At 60.0% G+C, this 18175-nt stretch carries 14 protein-coding genes; 4 read left to right on the forward strand and 10 right to left on the reverse strand.

Annotation, left to right across the window (positions count from 1 at the left end; all coding sequences use genetic code 11):
• Nucleotides 1–107 precede the first annotated feature (107 nt).
• From ACMXYI_RS20830 to glgA, 5 genes are read right to left on the reverse strand one after another with little or no spacing between them, the layout of a single operon-like run.
• Complete coding sequence (locus tag ACMXYI_RS20830) at nucleotides 108–425, reverse strand: DUF2934 domain-containing protein (RefSeq protein WP_415768854.1); 318 nt, start codon at nucleotides 423–425, stop codon at nucleotides 108–110.
• 21 nt (nucleotides 426–446) lie between these two features.
• Nucleotides 447–3233 (reverse strand): malto-oligosyltrehalose synthase, encoded by a 2787-nt coding sequence (locus ACMXYI_RS20835; protein WP_415768855.1) that lies wholly within the window; start codon nucleotides 3231–3233, stop codon nucleotides 447–449.
• On the reverse strand, nucleotides 3230–5308 hold the full coding sequence (gene malQ, locus ACMXYI_RS20840) for a 4-alpha-glucanotransferase (RefSeq protein ID WP_415768856.1): 2079 nt from the start codon (nucleotides 5306–5308) through the stop codon (nucleotides 3230–3232). Before malQ ends, ACMXYI_RS20835 begins: the two co-directional genes overlap by 4 nt.
• Nucleotides 5305–7104 (reverse strand): malto-oligosyltrehalose trehalohydrolase, encoded by a 1800-nt coding sequence (gene treZ, locus ACMXYI_RS20845; protein ID WP_415768857.1) that lies wholly within the window; start codon nucleotides 7102–7104, stop codon nucleotides 5305–5307. Before treZ ends, malQ begins: the two co-directional genes overlap by 4 nt.
• A 13-nt stretch (nucleotides 7105–7117) precedes the next feature.
• A complete protein-coding gene (gene glgA, locus ACMXYI_RS20850; RefSeq protein ID WP_415768858.1) occupies nucleotides 7118–8704 on the reverse strand; it encodes a glycogen synthase GlgA in 1587 nt (528 codons plus the stop codon).
• A 562-nt stretch (nucleotides 8705–9266) separates the two neighbouring features.
• Between glgA and ACMXYI_RS20855 the strand changes: the two genes are divergently transcribed.
• Both ACMXYI_RS20855 and nudC read left to right on the forward strand, forming a co-directional pair.
• Nucleotides 9267–10079, forward strand: coding sequence for a crotonase/enoyl-CoA hydratase family protein (locus ACMXYI_RS20855; RefSeq protein ID WP_415768859.1), 813 nt, complete (start codon nucleotides 9267–9269; stop codon nucleotides 10077–10079).
• A gap of 6 nt (nucleotides 10080–10085) precedes the next feature.
• Nucleotides 10086–10916 (forward strand): NAD(+) diphosphatase, encoded by an 831-nt coding sequence (gene nudC, locus ACMXYI_RS20860; RefSeq protein WP_415768860.1) that lies wholly within the window; start codon nucleotides 10086–10088, stop codon nucleotides 10914–10916.
• On the opposite strand, the gene ACMXYI_RS20865 is transcribed toward nudC, so the two are convergent.
• Nucleotides 10884–11663, reverse strand: a complete 780-nt coding sequence (locus ACMXYI_RS20865) for a TSUP family transporter (protein WP_415768861.1) — start codon at nucleotides 11661–11663, stop codon at nucleotides 10884–10886. The two genes, nudC and ACMXYI_RS20865, sit on opposite strands and share 33 nt — an antisense overlap.
• 204 nt (nucleotides 11664–11867) lie before the next feature.
• Nucleotides 11868–13106, reverse strand: coding sequence for an acyl-CoA dehydrogenase family protein (locus tag ACMXYI_RS20870; protein ID WP_415768862.1), 1239 nt, complete (start codon nucleotides 13104–13106; stop codon nucleotides 11868–11870).
• A gap of 260 nt (nucleotides 13107–13366) precedes the next feature.
• On the opposite strand from ACMXYI_RS20870, the gene sfnG reads away from it, so the two are divergent.
• Entirely contained in the window at nucleotides 13367–14461 is a 1095-nt protein-coding gene (gene sfnG, locus ACMXYI_RS20875; protein ID WP_415768863.1) for a dimethylsulfone monooxygenase SfnG, read from the forward strand.
• A 125-nt stretch (nucleotides 14462–14586) separates the two neighbouring features.
• Here the strand turns inward: sfnG and ACMXYI_RS20880 are convergent, their stop codons facing one another.
• Nucleotides 14587–15063 (reverse strand): DUF1348 family protein, encoded by a 477-nt coding sequence (locus tag ACMXYI_RS20880; protein WP_415768864.1) that lies wholly within the window; start codon nucleotides 15061–15063, stop codon nucleotides 14587–14589.
• A 56-nt stretch (nucleotides 15064–15119) separates the two neighbouring features.
• The gene (locus ACMXYI_RS20885) at nucleotides 15120–15683 is read right to left on the reverse strand and encodes a TetR/AcrR family transcriptional regulator (RefSeq protein WP_415768865.1); all 564 of its coding nucleotides are present in this window, start codon (nucleotides 15681–15683) and stop codon (nucleotides 15120–15122) included.
• Nucleotides 15684–15899: 216 nt separating this feature from the next.
• On the opposite strand from ACMXYI_RS20885, the gene pssA reads away from it, so the two are divergent.
• Nucleotides 15900–17243: a CDP-diacylglycerol--serine O-phosphatidyltransferase gene (gene pssA, locus ACMXYI_RS20890; protein WP_415768866.1), complete on the forward strand. Its 1344-nt coding sequence runs from the start codon at nucleotides 15900–15902 to the stop codon at nucleotides 17241–17243.
• Nucleotides 17244–17350: 107 nt separating this feature from the next.
• On the opposite strand, the gene efeO is transcribed toward pssA, so the two are convergent.
• Entirely contained in the window at nucleotides 17351–18175 is an 825-nt protein-coding gene (efeO, locus tag ACMXYI_RS20895) for an iron uptake system protein EfeO (protein WP_415768867.1), read from the reverse strand.

Here is an 18175-nt window from a genome sequence, read left to right on the forward strand (position 1 = left end):
TCCTGCAAAGGGGGGACAGTTCTTGGCTCTGGTTTTTTTTGAGGGCGAGCGAGCCCTCGGTGGCGAGAAGACTCGCCACGAGGTCAATCAGGACAAGGTGAGAGGCGTCAGACAGCGGGCGGTTTACGCGCTGATCGAGGCTTTTTCTCGTTGGCTTTTTCGCCCGGTGGGATGACCTTGGAGGCCGCGGCGGGCTTGGCTTTGGCTTTTGGCTCGGCAGCCTTGCCATTGGCTTTGCTGGCAGGGGCCTTGGTGCCGGCGGTTTTGCTGCCAGCCGCTTTTGCCGATTTGCTCGGTGCCAGGGCTTCGGCTTCAGCCAGTTTACGGGCCATCTCCCAGTGGCGAGCGTCCTGGCCCTCGGGTTTTCCTTCCGATTCCCAGATCTGATAGGCAAATTCGCGAATGCGTTTATCGTTGATACTCATCGCAATGCTCCTGAACTGAACTCAAGTGTGGGTAGTTTGGATAAAAAGATTGATCGGGAAATCCACTAGCGCGTCGCTGATGTTCAGCTCCCTTTGGTGTGTGACTGTTGTGCTTGAAAAAAGTCCCTCTAAATTTTCATCAGGGGCGGTGAACGGTAATTTGACCCGTGTATCGCCCCACAGCGGCGCGTCAATCCGGGGTTCGGCACTGTTTTTCAGCAGTTCAGCGCAACGTATCGGTACGATCACGATGGCGCGTTTTCCTTCCAGTGAGCGAGCAAATGCGAGTACCCGGTGAGCCTCGCTGCCGACGACTTCAAGGGCTTGATACGTCCCGCGCCGGAACAGCTCGGTGTGTTCGAACCGCAGGTTCAGCGTACGAGCGATCAGGGTTTGCTTGATGCGCCCGTCACGCCAGTTAGCTAACAATTCTGGCAGCTCCAATGGCGTCTGCATGGACTGCTGACGGCTGGCGTAATCCACCGGCCGGCGGTTGTCCGGATCGACCAGCGAAAAGTCCCAGTACTCGTTGCCCTGATACAGGTCCGGTACCCCCGGCACGGTCATGCGCAGCAAGGTTTGCGCCAATCCATTGAGTGCGCCGGGGACGGCGATGCTCTTGGCTGCTTTGCCGAGGGCAGCGCGTAGCAGCTCACCTTCGGGGCTCAGAAGCAGACGTTGCAGGAATTGCTGAACCGCTTGTTCGTAAGCCTCGTTCGGCGCGCTCCAGCTGCTTTGCAACTTGGCTTCGCGCAAGGCTTTCTGTTGCCACTGCCACACACGTTGAGTGTAGTTCTCCAAAGTGGCTTGATCGTCACTGCGCAAATCGAGCGGCCAGCTGCCGAGGATCGCTTGATAGAGGATCAACTCATCGCCCGCAGTCGGCATCTGGTCGTCGTCGCGCAGGGGGCGGGCGAGGGTCCGCCAGAGCGAGACTTGCTCGGCGTACCAGGCACTGCGCTCGCTCAGCACCGCCAGGCGCGCGCGGGTGTCTTCGCCGCGTTTGTGGTCGTGGGTCGCGGTGGCCAGCAAATTGTCGGGGAACGCTTCGAGACGGTTGATGCAAGCCGCATGGAAATCGGCCACCGGCGCGCTGAACTGCTCGGTGCTGAAGCCCACGTCATTACGCGACAACAATGTCGCCGAGCGATAGAACGCGGTGTCTTCCACAGCCTTCGCCGCCGCCGGCGACGTCAGTTGCTGAAAACGCACACAGGCATGCTTGAGCATCTTGCGCGGCCGGCCCAACGGGCGTTTGCGCCACGGCTCACCCCCCAGCCAACTGGCCAGGCAATCGAGCACCGGCCAGTCGGCCTCGCTGAGGGTTTGCCTGGCACCGTCCATGGCTTGCTGGAAAAACACATCGTCTTCAGCCGAACGCCCACGGGGGCTGATGTAGGTGCGGTACACCGGGAAATGCACGATCAATTCCTGCAACGCCCGACGAATTGCACCGAGGGTCAGGTCACGAGTCATCAGGTCATCCCGGGCCACTTGCAACAGGGCCTGGGCGACGCTTTCGAAGTCTCCGGCGAGGGAACCGTTGAGGATCTGCTGACGGGCAAGTTGTGCTTCCTGACGGAAATCGGCGGGCCGTTCGCTGTAACGATTCCACAGTTCGCCCAAGGTGTCGGCGCCTTCAGGAGCATGTTGCAGCAGCGACAGCTGATTCATGAACTCGTAACCCGTGGTGCCATCCACCGACCAGTCACGGTGCAGGGTTTCACCTTCGCCGAGGATCTTCTCCACGTAGATCGGCAGGTGCCGATCCGGTGACAGGCTGTCGACCCGCCGCCGCAGTTTGCGGCAGTAACCTCGAGGATCGGCGAGGCCGTCGATGTGGTCGATGCGCAGACCGTCAACCAGGCCTTCAGCCACCAGCTCGAAGATTTTCGCGTGGGTGGCTTCGAACACGGCCGGGCGTTCGACCCGCAGGCCGCCCAGTTCGTTGACATCGAAAAAACGCCGCCAGTTGATGTCATCTGCCGCCGTGCGCCAACTGGCCAGGCGATAGCTTTGGTGTTCAAGCAACTGGTGCAGGCGCTGGAAACCTTCGGCGGTGAGTGAGTCGTAAGCGCTGAGGTTTTGCTGGATGGCCTGCAGAATCGCCGGATCATTGGCCAGTTCACGCAGCTCTGCTTTCAGCGGCATCGCCAGACTGTGGGCGTCGGTCTGGTAGCTCAAGGTGCTGAAGCGGTCTGCCAGCGACTTGAGCGATTCGGCGGTCAGCGGGTCATCGGTTCTGAGCAGTTCGCCGTAATGGGTCGGGCAGATCGGGAAGTGATGCTCATAGTGCTCGACATAAAACGCGCCCTTTTGCGCATCGAAGCGCAGGGGCAGGGTGCCGTCCTGCAAGGCGATGCCGTAGTCGCTGCCGAGGAAGGGCAGCAGCAATTGGCCTTCCATCAACGGGTCGGGTGAATGCCACTGGATATCGAAGAATTCGCCGTAAGGGCTCAGGCGTCCCCATTCCAGCAAATCCTGCCACCATGGATTATCGCCACCGCCGACGGCCATGTGGTTGGAGACGATGTCGAGGATCAGCCCCATGTTCAGCTCGCGCAATGCGCTGACCAAACGCCGCAGCGCCGCTTCGCCACCCAGCTCCGGATTCACCGTGGTCGGGTCCACGACGTCGTAGCCATGCATGGAACCGGCGCGGGCGCTCAGCAGGGGTGACGCATAGACATGGCTGATGCCGAGGCTGGCGAAGTACGGCACCAGCGGCACCGCATCGTCCAGCGTGAAGTCTTTATGGAACTGCAGCCGCAGGGTCGCCCGCAGCGGTTGGATAAGCGTTTGCTTCATTGGTCACGCTCGGCCGCCTGAAGCCGCGCACAGGCGAGCAGTTCCAGGCGCCGGGAGGCGTCCGGGTCATCGAGCAAGGCTTCACTGTCGCCAGGCAAGCGTCGGGACCAGTTGGGGTGCGTGTCGGTGGTGCCGGGCAAGTTGGCCTGCTGCTCGATGCCCAGGGCATCTTCCAGCGGCAACAACACCAGCGGCGCACGGGTATGGCCGAGGAAACGTATCGCGGCGTCGAGCACCTGATCGGTTTCATGGGACTCTTCGCGAAAGTTCTGCGGGTCCTCGCTCAACACCCGGCGCAGGCCTTCGCGCTCGCGTTCACGGTGATGGCGCCATTCGATTTCACCCGCGGCTTCGACCAGCCCCAGTCGGGCGTTCCAGTCGATATCGTGGCCATGCCACCAGCCATTGAGTGTCGGCAGGTCATGGGTGCTGGTGGTCGCCAGTGCGTTGTCCGGCCAGTCGAGAATCGGTTTGAAGTGCGCGTTGTCCTGTTCGAACAACAGCACGCGCATGCCGAGGATCGAGCGGGCGATGAGCTTTTCTCGCAGACCGTCAGCCACGGTGCCGAGGTCTTCACCGAGGACGATGGCCTGATGGCGATGGGACTCGAGGGTCAGCAAACGCAGCAGGTCGTCCACCGGGTAATAGAGGTAGGCGCCGTCGGCGGGTGACGCGCCGTTGGGGATCACCCACAGCCGTTGCAGGCCCATGACGTGATCGATGCGCAGGCCACCGGCGTGGGCAAAATTGGCGCGGAGCATTTCGATGAAGGCACGAAAGCCGTTGCGCACCAGACCTTCGGGCGAGAACGCGGAAATTCCCCAGCCCTGACCGGTGCGGTTGAGGATGTCGGGCGGTGCGCCCACGGTGAGTGAGGCGAGCAACTCGTCCTGACGACTCCAGGCCTGACTGCCACCGCCATCGGCACCCACCGCCAGATCGGCGATCAGGCCAATGCTCATGCCGGCGCTGCGGGCGGCGGTTTGTGCGCGTTCCAGGCAGCGTGTGATCAGCCATTGGCAGAAGGCAAAGAAGCCGATGCGTCCGGCGTTCTCTTCGGCGAATTCGGCCAGGGCAGCGCTGCGCGGGTTTTGCCATTGCTCGGGCCACTGCCGCCAGTCGAGGTTTTCACCCTTGGGGGCGCGGGCTTCTTGAATGGCTTCGAAGCGGCAGTGGTTTTCCAGGGCTTCGCCAGCGGCGTGGCGGAAGCTGCTGAAGTCGGCATGCAACGGGTGTTCACCCTGGACAAAGCCGTCGTACAACGCTTGCAACAGACGATGTTTGGCTTCGGCCGCCACCGGCCAATCAACCAAGGGCAAGGCTTCAAGGTGCTTGAGTTCTGCCGCCAGGCCGGTGGCATCAATCGCGGTTCGCAACGCTCGCTCGCCCAGGATGGCGCCCGGTGCGGCGTACAGACTGTTGAGAAACAAACGGCTGGAAGGCGAATACGGGCTGTAACGCTGAGTATCGCTGCTGAACATGGCATGCAGCGGACTGATCGCCAACGCTTCGGCGCCACGTTCGCCGGCCACACGGGCCAGGTCTTCCAGCGCCTGGGTATCGCCGAAACCGCAATCGCCCGGACGACGCAGCGAGTACAGCTGCACGCTTAGGCCCCAGGCGCGCGGGATCGGGCTGTCGACGGCATCGCCGACGCTGTAGCAGCGAGACGGCGCCACGGCCAAGGTAAATTCCTGCCCGTCGATGCTGACGTGCTGATAACCGACCGGGATCAGGCCGGGCAGTATCGCCTCGGCATCCAGTTTCAAATGAAGTCGCGAGCCATCTTCAAGGTGGACCTCGCACGGTGTTTCCGGCTCAAAGTAATGCGCCAGGCTGAGGCCGACACCGAAGTCTGCGGTCAGCAGTGGTGGCAGGTGTCGGGTCTGTTGCACCTGCTGCAGTTCCAGCAGGCTGGCGTCGATTTCCTGAGCGCTGCTGGCCGGGTGGCCAAGTCCGATGAGGACGTTGCGTAACACTGATGGAGCGACTTTCTGTGGACGACCGTTAGCGTCGATCCAGTCGACAGCCAGGCCAGCTCGGCTGGCCAGTATTTCCAGTTGCGTATCGCTCATTGGCGCTCTCCATCCGGGGGTAGCAAAGGGGCTGCGGCCGTGAGGCTGACTAGCGCGCAATACGGGGCAAGCGTGCCCTGATCTAACAGACCGGCTGACTGTGGCGGGTATTCGAACAACAACAATGAAGCGTCGGCCTGTGGGGAGTGGACCACAGGTGTGTCGCTGAGGTTCAGGTCAATGCGCAGCTGACTGCCATCGCCCAGTCGCCAGCGCGCCGTTACCGCGCCTGTGGCCAGCACCTCGGCGCCCAGTGCTTGAGCACCGGGCAGGCGGGGAATGATCTGCTGATGGCGGATCTGCAACAGTTGGCGATACAGATCGTGCATGGCGGATTGTCGGGCTGATGTCAGCTCGGGGCGTGAAGCCTCAAAGGTCTGGCGCGCGTTGGGGTCGGGAATCTGCTCGCGTTTGTGCGGATCAGCAAACGCGCTGAAGGCGGCAAACTCGTTACGTCGTCCCTCGCGAACCAGCTCCGCGAGTTCACCGTGATGGCTGGTGAAGAACAGGAACGGTTGCTCGACGGCGAACTCGTCGCCCATGAACATCAGCGGGATCATCGGTGACAACAACAGTAATGCGGTGGCGGCCTTGAGCGCATCGGGGTTGGCCAGTTGATGCAGCCGTTCGCCCAGGGCGCGGTTGCCGATCTGGTCGTGGTTTTGCAGAAACAGCACGAAAGCACTGGGCGGCAAATGACCGCTGGGCTCGCCACGGGTTGTACCGTGACGGGTCACGTGGCCTTGAAACACAAAACCCTGGCTCAGGCAGCGAGCCAGTTGCTCGGTGGGGTTTTGCGCATAGTCGGCGTAATAGGCGTCGGTTTCGCCGGTCAGCAGCACGTGCAAGGCGTTGTGGCCGTCGTCGTTCCACTGCGCGTCGAAGCCTTCTTCCAGCAGACTGGCCTGGTTGTGTTCGTTTTCAACGGTCAGCCACACATACCTGGCCGGATCGGTTTGCTGGCGAACCTTTTGCGCCAGTTCCTGAAGAAAGTCAGGGTCTTCGATAGCGTGTACCGCGTCCAGACGCAAACCATCGAAGCGATACTCCAGCAACCACATCAGCGCATTGTCGATGAAGAAGTCCCGCACCTCGCGCCGCCTGAAGTCGATGGCCGCACCCCACGGTGTGTGCTTGTCTTCGCGGAAGAAGCCCTTGGCGTAGCGATGCAGGTAATTGCCGTCCGGGCCGAAGTGGTTGTAGACCACGTCGAGAATCACCGCCAGGCCATGACCGTGGGCGGTGTCGATCAGGTGTTTGAGTTGTTCGGGAGTGCCGTAGGAGGCTTGGGGCGCGTAGGGCAGAACCCCGTCGTAACCCCAATTGCGATCACCGGGGAATTGCGCCAGCGGCATCAGTTCGATCGCGCTGATGCCCAGCTCCACGAGGCGCGCCAGGTGCTGCTCGACTTCGCTGAAGCCACCGAGCGCACCGACGTGCAATTCGTAGATTACCGCCTCATTCCACGGCCGCCCGAGCCAGGCGCTGTGTTGCCATTGATAGGCAAGTGGATCGACCACCACGCTGTGGCGGTCGATATCACCGGCCTGCGCGCGGGAGGCCGGGTCGGGCACCTCCAGCTCGCCGTCGATGTTGTAGCGGTAACGCGTGCCGGCGGGGCAGCGGGTGTTGATCACGAACCAGCCATCTGCCTGGGGCAGGAGTGGCAAGGACTGTCCATCTTCCAGTTCGACACTGACGTAAAACGCATCTGGCGCCCACAAGGCAAAACGCGTGTGTTCTGCGTCCAGCATGATTGCGCCGTGGGGCCAGGTCTCAAGGGTCCGTAACGGCATCTTTGAAAACCTCTTAATGTTTGCCCGATTTACCCAACGCCTTGGCGACAAGTTGTTCGTAGAGTTCGGCGTATGGTTCGACCGCCTTGCACCAGTTGAAAGGCGCGGCCATGGCACGGCAGCGCATGGCATTGAGCAGGTCGGGGAAGGCAAAAACCTTGAAGGCCCGGCTCAGGGCTTCTTCGTAACTTTCGGCCGTGGATTCGTCGAACAGGAAACCGGTCACGCCGTTTTCAATGGTGTCGGCCAGACCACCGGTGTTGCGTGCCACCGGCAACGAACCGAAGCGCTGGGCGTACATCTGGCTCAGCCCGCAAGGCTCGTAACGCGAAGGCATCAGCAGGAAATCACTGCCGGCGAACATGCGACGGGCGTCGGTTTCGTTGAAACCGATGCGCACGCCGATCTGGCCTGGAAAACGCAGGGCCAGCTCACGCATGGCTTGTTCTTCTTCCGGCTCGCCACGACCGATGATCGCGATCTGCCCGCCGGATTTGACGATGTACTCGGAGACGGCTTCGGTCAGGTCCAGGCCTTTCTGATAGACCAGTCGCGAAACCACGGCGAACAGTGGGCCTTCGGAGTCTTCCAGGCCGAACAGCTTACGCACGTGGGCGGCGTTGACCGCTTTGCCTTCCCAATCGCCAATTTTGAAGGGGCAGAACAGGTGCGGGTCGGTGGCCGCGTCCCAGCTTTCATCGATGCCATTGGGAATACCACTGAGCAGACCTTGCTGGGTCTTGGCGGCAAGAAAACCGTCGAGACCGCAGCCGAAGGCCGGGGTGGTGATTTCCTGGGCATAGGTGGCGCTGACGGTGGTGATGTGGCTCGAATATGCCATGCCGGCCTTGAGGAACGACATCTTGCCGTAGAACTCCATGCCTTCCTGTTGCAAGGCATGCAAAGGAATACCCAGTTCCGGGCACGAGCCAAGACTGGTCACGCCCTGATAGGCGAGGTTATGAATGGTGAACAGCGTCGGGGTGCGCTGTCCACGCCAGTGCATGTAAGCGGGTGCCAGACCGGCAGGCCAGTCATGGGCGTGCACCAGGTCCGGGCACCAGTGAATTTGTGCAAGGTTGGCGGCGATATCGGCGGCTGCCAGTCCCAGGCGGGCGAAACGAATGTGGTTGTCCGGCCAGTCGCGGCCGTTGTTGGCACCGTAAGGCGAACCCTCGCGCTCGTAGAGCTCGGGGCAGATCAACACGTAAATGACCAGACCGTCGGGCATGTCCATGCGCCCGATCTTGCAGGGGGGCAACGCGGCGTGACCACCGAGCTCACCAATGATATGAATCGGGTTTTCGCTGTGCAGCACTTGCGGGTAACCGGGGATCAACACTCGCACATCGTGCAAATGAGCCATGGCTCGCGGCAGCGCTGCGGAAACGTCGCCCAGACCACCGGTTTTCACCAGATCGGCGATCTCCGAGGTGACGAACAGCACTTTCTTCTTGTTAGGGTTCTGGCTGGCCACCGGTGCCAGCGTCTTGGTGCCGGGGACGCTGATCGATTGGTGACTGGGGGCGCTCACAGCGCTCGTTTCGCCGACCTGCTGATGAGCACGTTCTCCCTGAATATCTAAAGCCGCACTGATCATATGAATCTCCCGTGTTGTTGATCTAATTCTTAGGTCTGGCACAAACGGTGTTTCGTGGCCAATTCCTGTGGCCGGGCGCAAACGCGCTACGCATCGGAGAGCAAGCGCTGCCAATGCGATGAAGCAGAATGGCTATAGAGATCGTTGCAAGGATTGCACCAGTCGCAACGCGCCTCCCTTTAACCTGACCCGTCACGACCGGCAAAAGTTTCGACTTTTTTTCCGCTTTGTGACCGGCCGGTTTCGCCCCGCGGAACTGAGTCTAGGCCAGAACTTAGAGCGGGGGAGGTCAGATGGCAAAATTGTTCGACAATCGGTTTAAAGAGGTACGGACGTACCGCTTGGAGGGGGAAACGCACCGACGAAGGGCATGTTTTTTTACCGTTTTGCCTCAAAAAAAAGTCGAGATGTCACATGAATGTGCGAAGTGCGGTAATGCTCATGCACCATTGTGGTGCTCGACGGCCAGTCCTGTCTTTGGCCGAACCGCTGCCTTACGGTGCGCCTTGATGCCTTGTTATAGTCCGGGCCTCATTTTCTGTCCGGTAAAAGGATCACTGCCATGTCTCAGTACACTGCGTTCACCGTCGAACTGGCCGATAAAATCGCCCATGTGCAGATCAATCGGCCGGAAAAGATCAATTCGATGAATGCCGCGTTCTGGAGCGAGATCATCGAGATTTTCCAGTGGATCGACGACACCGACGAAGTCCGGGTGGTGGTGCTCAGTGGTGCGGGCAAGCATTTTTCTTCCGGCATCGACCTGATGATGCTGGCCGGCGTGGCCAATGAACTGGGCAAGGACGTGGGTCGCAACGCGCGCCTGCTGCGCCGCAAGATCCTCACCTTGCAAGCGTCTTTCAATGCCGTCGACAATTGCCGCAAGCCGGTACTGGCGGCGGTTCAGGGATATTGCCTGGGTGGCGCCATTGATTTGATTTCGGCTTGCGACATGCGTTACGCCGCCGAAGACGCACAATTCTCGATCAAGGAAATCGACATCGGTATGGCCGCCGACGTTGGCACTTTGCAACGCTTGCCGCGGATCATCGGTGACGGCATGCTGCGTGAACTGGCTTACACTGGTCGCACGTTCGGTGCCGAAGAAGCGCGTGGCATGGGCCTGGTCAATCGCGTTTACAGCGACACCGCCAGCCTGCTCGACGGTGTCATGGGCATTGCCCGCGAGATCGCCAGCAAGTCGCCGATTGCGATCACCGGCACCAAAGAGATGATCAGCTACATGCGCGACCATCGCATCGATGACGGCCTCGAATACGTCGCCACCTGGAACGCCGCCATGCTGCAATCCACCGATCTGCGCGTGGCCATGGCCGCCCATATGAGCAAACAGAAACCCGAATTTCTGGACTGATTAAAAATGACTTCACGCTGGACCACTGCAGTACTGGACACCGACCAACCCGGCGGCTGGGCGGTGGCGCGCAGCCCCGAAGGCTTTCTGTTCGATGACAATGGCGCGCTGTTCCCGCGCGAATGGCTCAAGCGCCAGGACCTGTCGATCCTCGCCGAACATGGCATCGGTCACCTGGACGGCGAACCGGTCTATTTACTGGAGCTGCGCAGTCACAGCGACGTGCCGGGCTGCAACTGGAAAGGTCTGCGGGCGTTCATGCTCGAAGGTGACCATACGCTCTACAAAGTGCTCGGTTATGCCGCGCAAATCGGCACCTGGGCCCGCGAACACCGCTTTTGCGGTAACTGCGGGCAGGCGATGACCCAGGTAACCCGGGAACGGGCGATGTATTGCGAGCCGTGCGATTTACGCAGCTACCCGCGCATTTCGCCGAGCATGATTGTGCTGGTGACCCGGGGCGATGAGGTTCTGCTGGCCCGTTCGCCACGCTTTGTCAGCGGGGTCTACAGCACGTTGGCGGGGTTTGCCGAACCTGGCGAATCGGCTGAAGACTGCCTGATTCGTGAAGTCCGCGAAGAAGTGCAGATCGAGGTCAAGAACATCCAGTACATGGGCAGCCAGTGCTGGCCGTTCCCGCATTCGATGATGCTGGGTTTCCATGCCGAATACGCCGGTGGCGAGATCGTGTGTCAGGAAGACGAGATCGAAGACGCCCAGTGGTTCAACGTTCATGAGTTGCCGCCGTTGCCGGCGTCACGCTCGATTGCCCGTTACCTGATCGACGTCTATGTGGCGCGGCGCTTAGGCCACGCTGAACCAGTGTTGCCAGGCTAACCGCACGGTCAAGCCCAGCACCACGGTGATGAACACCGGGCGAATGAACTTCGCACCGCCGCTGATGGCGGTGCGAGCCCCGAAGAACGCCCCGACCATCACCGACAGGCCCATGCTCAGGCCGATGATCCAGTCCACTTGCCCGGAAAACACGAACACCGACAGTGCGGCAATGTTGCTGACGAAGTTCATGCTGCGCGCCACCCCGCTGGCCTTCACCAAGTCGATGGGGTACATCAGCATGCTGCTAACGGTCCAGAACGCGCCGGTTCCGGGGCCGGCCACGCCGTCGTAGAAACCGAGGCTGAAGCCTTGGGTCGATTGCCACTTTTTCTTGATCGGTGCGTCGCTGTCCAGCGGCGCTTTCGGCGTGCCGCCAAACAACAGATAGACGCCGCAGCCGAAAACGATCACCGGGAGCATCTTGTTCAGCCATTCTGCTGGCAGGTAATGAGCGACCACGGCACCGGTCAGCGCACCCACCAACGTGCCGACAATGGCGTGCATCCACTGCCTTGGATGGAACAGTTTGCGTCGGTAGAAGGTGAAACTGGCGGTGGCCGAGCCGAACGTCGAACTGAGTTTGTTGGTGCCCAGCACCAGATGCGGCGGCAGGCCTGCGGTCAGCAGCGCCGGGGTGGTCAACAGACCGCCGCCGCCGGCAATGGCATCGATGAAACCGGCAATGAAAGCGACGAGGGCCAGAATGGCCAGGGTGGTGAGGTCAACACTGAGTTCGAAAGGCATGGAATCGGCTTATTCGGCGGGGTGCAGGACAGGGCTGCGGGGAAGGGCCGATATCTTACCTATAAAGTTGTCCTCCTACAGCTGATCGTTCCCACGCTCTGCGTGGGAATGCCGCCATGGACGCTCTGCGTCCGCTGTTAACGCTGGGACGCGGAGAGTCCCGGGATGCATTCCCACGCAGAGCGTGGGAACGATCAGTGGTGGTTATTTATACTGTGGTCCATTGCCGATCTGCCACACAAACGGCGGCTCGGTCCCGTTGATCGCCCAATCCCCGACAATCCGCGCCTTGTAGATCACCGGATTGTGCGACGACACCGTCCGCGCATTGCGCCAGTGCCGGTCCAGCGATTTACCCATCCGAGTATCCGAAGCCCCCAGTGCGTTGAACAGCTCTGTGGTCGCTCGCTGGATCAGCTCCGACACCACCACCTGCGCCTTGGCCGATTCGATTTCCGCCGCGACATTCGCCTCTTGTTCCAAGGCTTCATCACCTGAGAATCGCGCCAGATAAGCCCGCTGCGCCGGTTGTGCAGCCCTCAAGGCGCTGGCCTCGGCGGCATACACCAGCGCGGCGATTTCACCGACCACTTGCTGCACCTGCGAATCCTGGCTGACGTGCTGCGCATTGCCATGGCTGTAGATGCGTTTGCGTTCACGTACTTGGTGAGCCACATCGCGCAACGCGGCACGACCGATCCCGGCCAGTGTCGCCAGCAGCACCAACTGATAAAACGCGGTCTGGTATTTGAAGCGGGTGGCGAAGTCGATGATGTTCTCGGCCTCCACGTCGGCGTCGATAAACCGTGAAGTACCACTGCCGGTGGTGCGCTGGCCGAAACCATCCCAGTCGTCGCTCTGCACGATGCCCGGCTGACGGGTTCGGACCGCAGCAATCACGTCTCCGCCGGTGTCGCTGCGTTGCGCGTACACGTCGATCCAGTCGGAAAACAGGCTGCCGGTGCTGTAGAACTTCTCGCCGTTGAGTCGCCATTGATCGCCATGAGGCGAGACTTTGGTGATGACATCGCCAATGGCGACGCTGCCGATTTCGGTCCAGGCATTGCCGACGATGTCACCGTCGACGAAGCGCTTGAACCACAGATCCCGCGCCGGGCCGGGCGCCGAGTTCAAGCGATCCTCGGCAAATGCGAAGTGCCCGCGCAAGGCCTGAGGCACGTTGGAATCGGCTTCGGCCAATTCGATCAGCAGCTCAAACAGTTGTGGCAGGGAGGCGCCGCCACCGCCGTACTCAACCGGAATCCGTACGGCGCCGAAACCGGCGTCCTTGAGCCACTGAATCGGTTCGTACGGAAGGCTGCGGGACTGTTCGCGCTCAACGGCACCGGCGGCGATGCGTTGAAAGATCGGCCGGAACCTTGCGGCCAGCGCTTCATAATCAGTGCCAATGGACAGCGGATTGATTACCTGGTGTTCGGTCATGGGACGGCTCCTTGGCTCGGCTAAAAAAAGTTGCACACCAAGGGGATTGCACGGTCCATGCCGGGAGCGCACGGCCAGGATTTACGCCATGAAGTCACTGCTCAATCGCGCCTAACTGTTGCTCCGCCAACAGTCCATCAGCAAATCGCCCTGATCACTCACAGCACACCATCGTGAATGTCCCGTTAATCCGCGGTTTGCGCGCTGGCACGGTTGCTGCTCTCACCCCAGGACTTCCCTAAAGTCCCGAGGACATGCCAATGAGTCAGCAAGCCGTCAAATTTGCCTACTGGGTGCCGAACGTCAGCGGCGGGCTGGTGGTCAGCAAAATCGAGCAACGCACCCACTGGGGAATCGACTACAACCGCAAACTGGCGCAACTGGCCGAAGAGGCGGGGTTTGAATACGCCCTGACGCAGATCCGCTTCACTGCTGGTTACGGCGCCGAGTACCAGCACGAATCGGTCGCCTTCAGCCACGCGCTGCTGGCCGCCACCACCCAACTGAAAGTGATCGCCGCCATCCTGCCCGGCCCTTGGCAACCGGCGCTGGCGGCCAAGCAATTGGCAACCATCGACCAGCTGACTAACGGCCGGGTGGCGGTGAACATCGTCAGTGGCTGGTTCAAGGGTGAGTTCCAGGCGATTGGCGAACACTGGCTGGAACACGACGAGCGTTATCGCCGTTCCGAAGAGTTCATCCGCTCGCTAAAGGGTATCTGGAGCCAGGACAACTTTACCTTTCGCGGTGACTTCTACCGCTTCGACAACTACAGCCTCAAACCCAAACCGTTGGGTCAGCCGGAAATCTTCCAGGGTGGCAGTTCCCGTGCGGCTCGGGACATGGCGGCACGGGTTTCGGACTGGTACTTCACCAACGGCAACACCCCGGAAGGCATCAAGGCTCAGGTCGATGACATTCGCGCCAAGGCGGCGGTGAACAATCATTCGGTGAAAGTCGGCGTGAACGCGTTTGTCATTGCCCGCGACACCGAAGAAGAAGCGCGAGCCGTGCTGGCGCAAATCATCGATCAGGCTGACCCCGAGGCGGTGAATGCGTTTGGCGATGCGGCGAAGCAGGCGGGCAGGGCGTCACCTGAGGGTGAGGGCAACTGGGCCAAGTCGACGTTCGAGGATCTGGTGCAGTACAACGACGGCTTCAAGACCAACCTGATCGGTACGCCGCAGCAGATTGCCGAGCGGATCGTCGCGCTGAAAGCGGTGGGCGTGGATCTGGTGTTGGCGGGGTTTCTGCACTTTCAGGAAGAGGTGGAGTATTTCGGCAAGCGGGTGTTGCCGTTGGTGCGTGAGCTAGAAGCCAAGGCAGATGTAACACCTCAAGCCGCAGTCGCCTGAACACCAATGATCGTTCCCACGCTCCCGCGTGGGAATGCAGCCCGGGACGCTCCGCGTCCCTGAAGCGGACGCGGAGCGTCCGGTGAGGCATTCCCACGCAGAGCGTGGGAACGATCAGTGTTGGTTTACAGACCCAGATCAGACAGGCTTGGGTGATCGTCAGGACGACGGCCCCGCGGCCAGTGGAACTTGCGGTCGCTTTCCTTGATCGGCATGTCATTGATGCAGGCAAACCGATTGGCCATCAAACCGTTCTCGTCGAACTCCCAGTTTTCGTTGCCATAGGAACGGAACCAGTTGCCCGAGTCGTCGTGCCATTCGTAGGCATAACGCACGGCGATGCGGTTGCCGGTAAAGGCCCAAAGTTCTTTGATCAGGCGGTAATCCAATTCCTTGGCCCATTTGCGCGTCAGGAAACTTTTGGCTTCTTCGCGGTTGTAGGCAAACTCGGCGCGATTACGCCATTTGGTGTCCAGGGTGTAGGCCAGCGACACGCGTTCCGGGTCGCGGGAGTTCCAGCCGTCTTCGGCCAGGCGTACTTTTTCGATGGCCGATTCACGGGTGAATGGCGGCAATGGCGGACGAACTTCGGCATTAGACATTAATAGTCTCCCTATCAAAGTAAAGTTCTAGCAAGTTGTCGGGCTTGGTTTAAGTGTTACAGGTCCAATAACTTTCGCGCCATGCATTGCGCATTATCGGCGGCACTGTGATCACCCATGACAAGCGCCACGGTAATGGCACCGTCGATCAGGATAAGCAGCTGTTTGGCCAGCGTATCCGGGTCTGTGGCGCCATGTTCGGTGCAGAGCTCGCGCACGTAGTCGAGCAGCTTCTGTTTGTGGTCTTTGGCAACCAGGCGAACCGGGTCTTGCGGGTCGCCGGTTTCGCCGCTGGTATTGATGAATGCACAGCCACGGAAGCCTTCGGAGGCGAACCAGGCCTTGAGTACGGTAAACAGGTTGAGCAGCCGGTCGGCCGGCGTTTCAGCCTGGTCGACTTCGCTTCTGTACCAATGCATCCAGCGCACATCACGGCGTTGCAGGGCCGCGACGGTGAGCTCCTCCTTGTTGGCGAAGTAGCGGTAAATACTTTTTCTGGAGACGCCGGCGGTTTTCACCAGAAGATCCATCCCGGTGGCAGCGATGCCACTTTTGTAGATCAACTTTTCGGTGACATCCAGAATGATGTCGCGTGTGTCTTTGCTGGTTATTTCGTTCATGTGGCGAACAGTAGAATGATCGTTCTCCTTGGTCAAGAAGATATTTTCGTTGCCTACAAAATTGCTATCGCGAGCAAGCTCGCTCCCACAGGGGAACGCATTTCAAATGTGGGAGCGAGCTTGCTGCGATGGGGGCATTACAGTCAGTAACAAGACCCGAACCGATCCATGGTGTAAGCTCTCGGGTTCTCCGGATTCGACCTTTTTGCGAGCCCTATGCCGTCGCTTTTCAAACGCTCTCTGCTGCCCAAACTGCGCAGTTTTCCGCTGACCGCCGATGCCGTCACCATCCTTTCTGGCGCTGCCGAGTTTCGCCGGTGCCTGCTGGAAAAGATCGCCAGCGCCACCCGGTGCATTTATATCGTCGCCCTCTATCTGCAACAGGATGAAGCCGGCCAGGAAATTCTCGATGCCTTGCACGCGGCCAAACTGGCGCGTCCGGAACTGGACGTGGTGGTGGTGGTTGACTGGCTGCGCGCCCAGCGTGGCTTGATCGGCGCCGGCAAGCAGCCGGGCAACTCGGCCTGGTATCAGGAAACCACCCGCACTCATGCCAGTGAAGTACCGGTATATGGCGTTCCCGTGCAGACCCGTGAGCTGTTCGGCGTGCTGCATTTGAAAGGCTTCGTGATCGATGATTGTGTGATCTACAGCGGCGCGAGTCTGAACAACGTTTACCTGCACAAATTCGACAAGTACCGCTACGACCGTTATCACCTGCTACATAACAGTGCCCTGGCCGATTCGATGCAGCACCTGATTCAGCACGGTCTGATCGCTTCCAAAGCGGTGCATCGTCTCGATTTGCCGAACCTGCCGACCACCCGCAGCCTGCGCAACGACATCGGCGACTTGCGCAGCCGTCTAAAGCACGCGGCGTACGACACCACGACAGGCACCACGGAAAAGGGTGGTTTGTCCGTCAGCCCATTGCTCGGTGTTGGCAAGAACAACCCGTTGAGCCGGGTGATTTGCGAATTGATCGCCAGCGCTCAGCATCAACTGACCATCTGCACGCCGTACTTCAACCTGCCGCTACCCGTGACCCGGGAAATCAACCGGGCACTGGCGAGGGGCGTGAAGATCGACATCATCGTCGGCGACAAGACGGCCAACGACTTCTACATCCCGCCGAGCGAACCGTTCAAGGTGATTTCGGCGCTGCCGTACCTTTACGAGATCAGCCTGCGGCGTTTCGCCAAGCGTCATCATCGCAGCGTCGACAGCGGCCAGTTGAACCTGCATCTGTGGCGTGATGGCGACAACACCTATCACCTCAAAGGTATGTGGATCGATCAGCGCTACACCTTGCTGACCGGCAACAACCTCAACCCGCGGGCGTTCCGACTCGATCTGGAAAACGCCTTGCTGATTGATGATCCGAAAGGTGAGTTGCTGGAGCCGCGCCGTAAAGAGCTGGCGGAGATTTTCGAGAACACTCGCCGGATCGAGCGTTATCAGGAACTGGAAACGCTGCTGGAATACCCGGCAGGGGTGGCCAAGTTTCTCAAGCGCGTGAGTCGTGTGCGGATCGAGCGGTTGTTGTACCGGATTTTGTAAGGCTTAAAGCAAAAAGATCGCAGCCTTCGGCAGCTCCTACAGGATGTACGTCATCCCACTGTAGGAGCTGCCGAAGGCTGCGATCTTTTTACAGGCAACGCCGATGTTTAATTCAATCCCAACTTCCCACGCAACGTCGACAAATCCTCAGCCAAAGTATTCACCGGCCCGACCAGCGCCTTGCGGTCGTTTTCCTTCACCTTGTCATACGTCTCGAAACCACCGTCTTTGGTTTTGTACTTGGCCAGTGTCTTGTTCACCGTAGCGAAGTTCTTGTCGACTTTGGCAATGAAGGCCGCGTCCTGCTTTTCGATCTGCGGACGGAATAAATCGACGATTTTCTTCGCACCGTCGATGTTGCCCTGGAAGTCATAAAGGTCGGTGTGGCTGTAGCGATCTTCTTCCCCGGAGATCTTGGTCGCAGCAACTTCTTCAAGCAATGCAGCGGCGCCGCCCACCACTTTTTCCGGCGGGAAGGTCAGGCCGGCGACGCGGGTTTGCAGGTCTTTCACGTCTTTGTTCAAGCCATCGGCCAGTTCGCCCAGGCCCTTTGTGCTGTTTTCCGAGAACAGCGAGTATTCGATGCGGTGGAAACCGGTGAAGTCTTCGGCTTTCACGCCTTTTTCGTGGTCATCGACACGGGAGTCGATGGATGCATCCAGGTCACTGAACAACTCGGCTATCGGCTCGATCGACTCGTAGTAGACGCGGGTCGGGGCGTAGAGCTTTTTGGCGGTGGCCAGGTCGCCTTTTTTCACGGCATCGGTGAACTGTTGGGTGTGGCTGGCCAGCTCATCGAGCTGTTCAGTCACGTAAATCTTGTAGTCCGAGATCGGCCCCACCAACTCCAGCGGTGCCGTCGCCGCGAAAGCCGAAAGCGGGGTGTTGAGCAAACCAAGGGTCAGCAGTAACGCGAGTGGCGACTTTTTCAT

The organism is Pseudomonas lyxosi (assembly GCF_047758685.1).
GTDB classification, from domain to species: Bacteria; Pseudomonadota; Gammaproteobacteria; order Pseudomonadales; family Pseudomonadaceae; genus Aquipseudomonas; species Aquipseudomonas lyxosi.

Coding starts and splice junctions, on each gene's coding strand:
- ACMXYI_RS20830 (WP_415768854.1), bottom strand. CDS start 425: ATGAGTATCAACGATAAACGCATTCGCGAATTTGCCTATCAGATCTGG.
- sfnG (WP_415768863.1), top strand. CDS start 13,367: ATGAGTCAGCAAGCCGTCAAATTTGCCTACTGGGTGCCGAACGTCAGC.
- ACMXYI_RS20855 (WP_415768859.1), top strand. CDS start 9,267: ATGTCTCAGTACACTGCGTTCACCGTCGAACTGGCCGATAAAATCGCC.
- pssA (WP_415768866.1), top strand. CDS start 15,900: ATGCCGTCGCTTTTCAAACGCTCTCTGCTGCCCAAACTGCGCAGTTTT.
- ACMXYI_RS20865 (WP_415768861.1), bottom strand. CDS start 11,663: ATGCCTTTCGAACTCAGTGTTGACCTCACCACCCTGGCCATTCTGGCC.
- glgA (WP_415768858.1), bottom strand. CDS start 8,704: ATGATCAGTGCGGCTTTAGATATTCAGGGAGAACGTGCTCATCAGCAG.
- ACMXYI_RS20835 (WP_415768855.1), bottom strand. CDS start 3,233: ATGAAGCAAACGCTTATCCAACCGCTGCGGGCGACCCTGCGGCTGCAG.
- ACMXYI_RS20870 (WP_415768862.1), bottom strand. CDS start 13,106: ATGACCGAACACCAGGTAATCAATCCGCTGTCCATTGGCACTGATTAT.
- ACMXYI_RS20885 (WP_415768865.1), bottom strand. CDS start 15,683: ATGAACGAAATAACCAGCAAAGACACACGCGACATCATTCTGGATGTC.
- malQ (WP_415768856.1), bottom strand. CDS start 5,308: ATGAGCGATACGCAACTGGAAATACTGGCCAGCCGAGCTGGCCTGGCT.
- treZ (WP_415768857.1), bottom strand. CDS start 7,104: ATGCCGTTACGGACCCTTGAGACCTGGCCCCACGGCGCAATCATGCTG.
- nudC (WP_415768860.1), top strand. CDS start 10,086: ATGACTTCACGCTGGACCACTGCAGTACTGGACACCGACCAACCCGGC.
- efeO (WP_415768867.1), bottom strand. CDS start 18,175: ATGAAAAAGTCGCCACTCGCGTTACTGCTGACCCTTGGTTTGCTCAAC.
- ACMXYI_RS20880 (WP_415768864.1), bottom strand. CDS start 15,063: ATGTCTAATGCCGAAGTTCGTCCGCCATTGCCGCCATTCACCCGTGAA.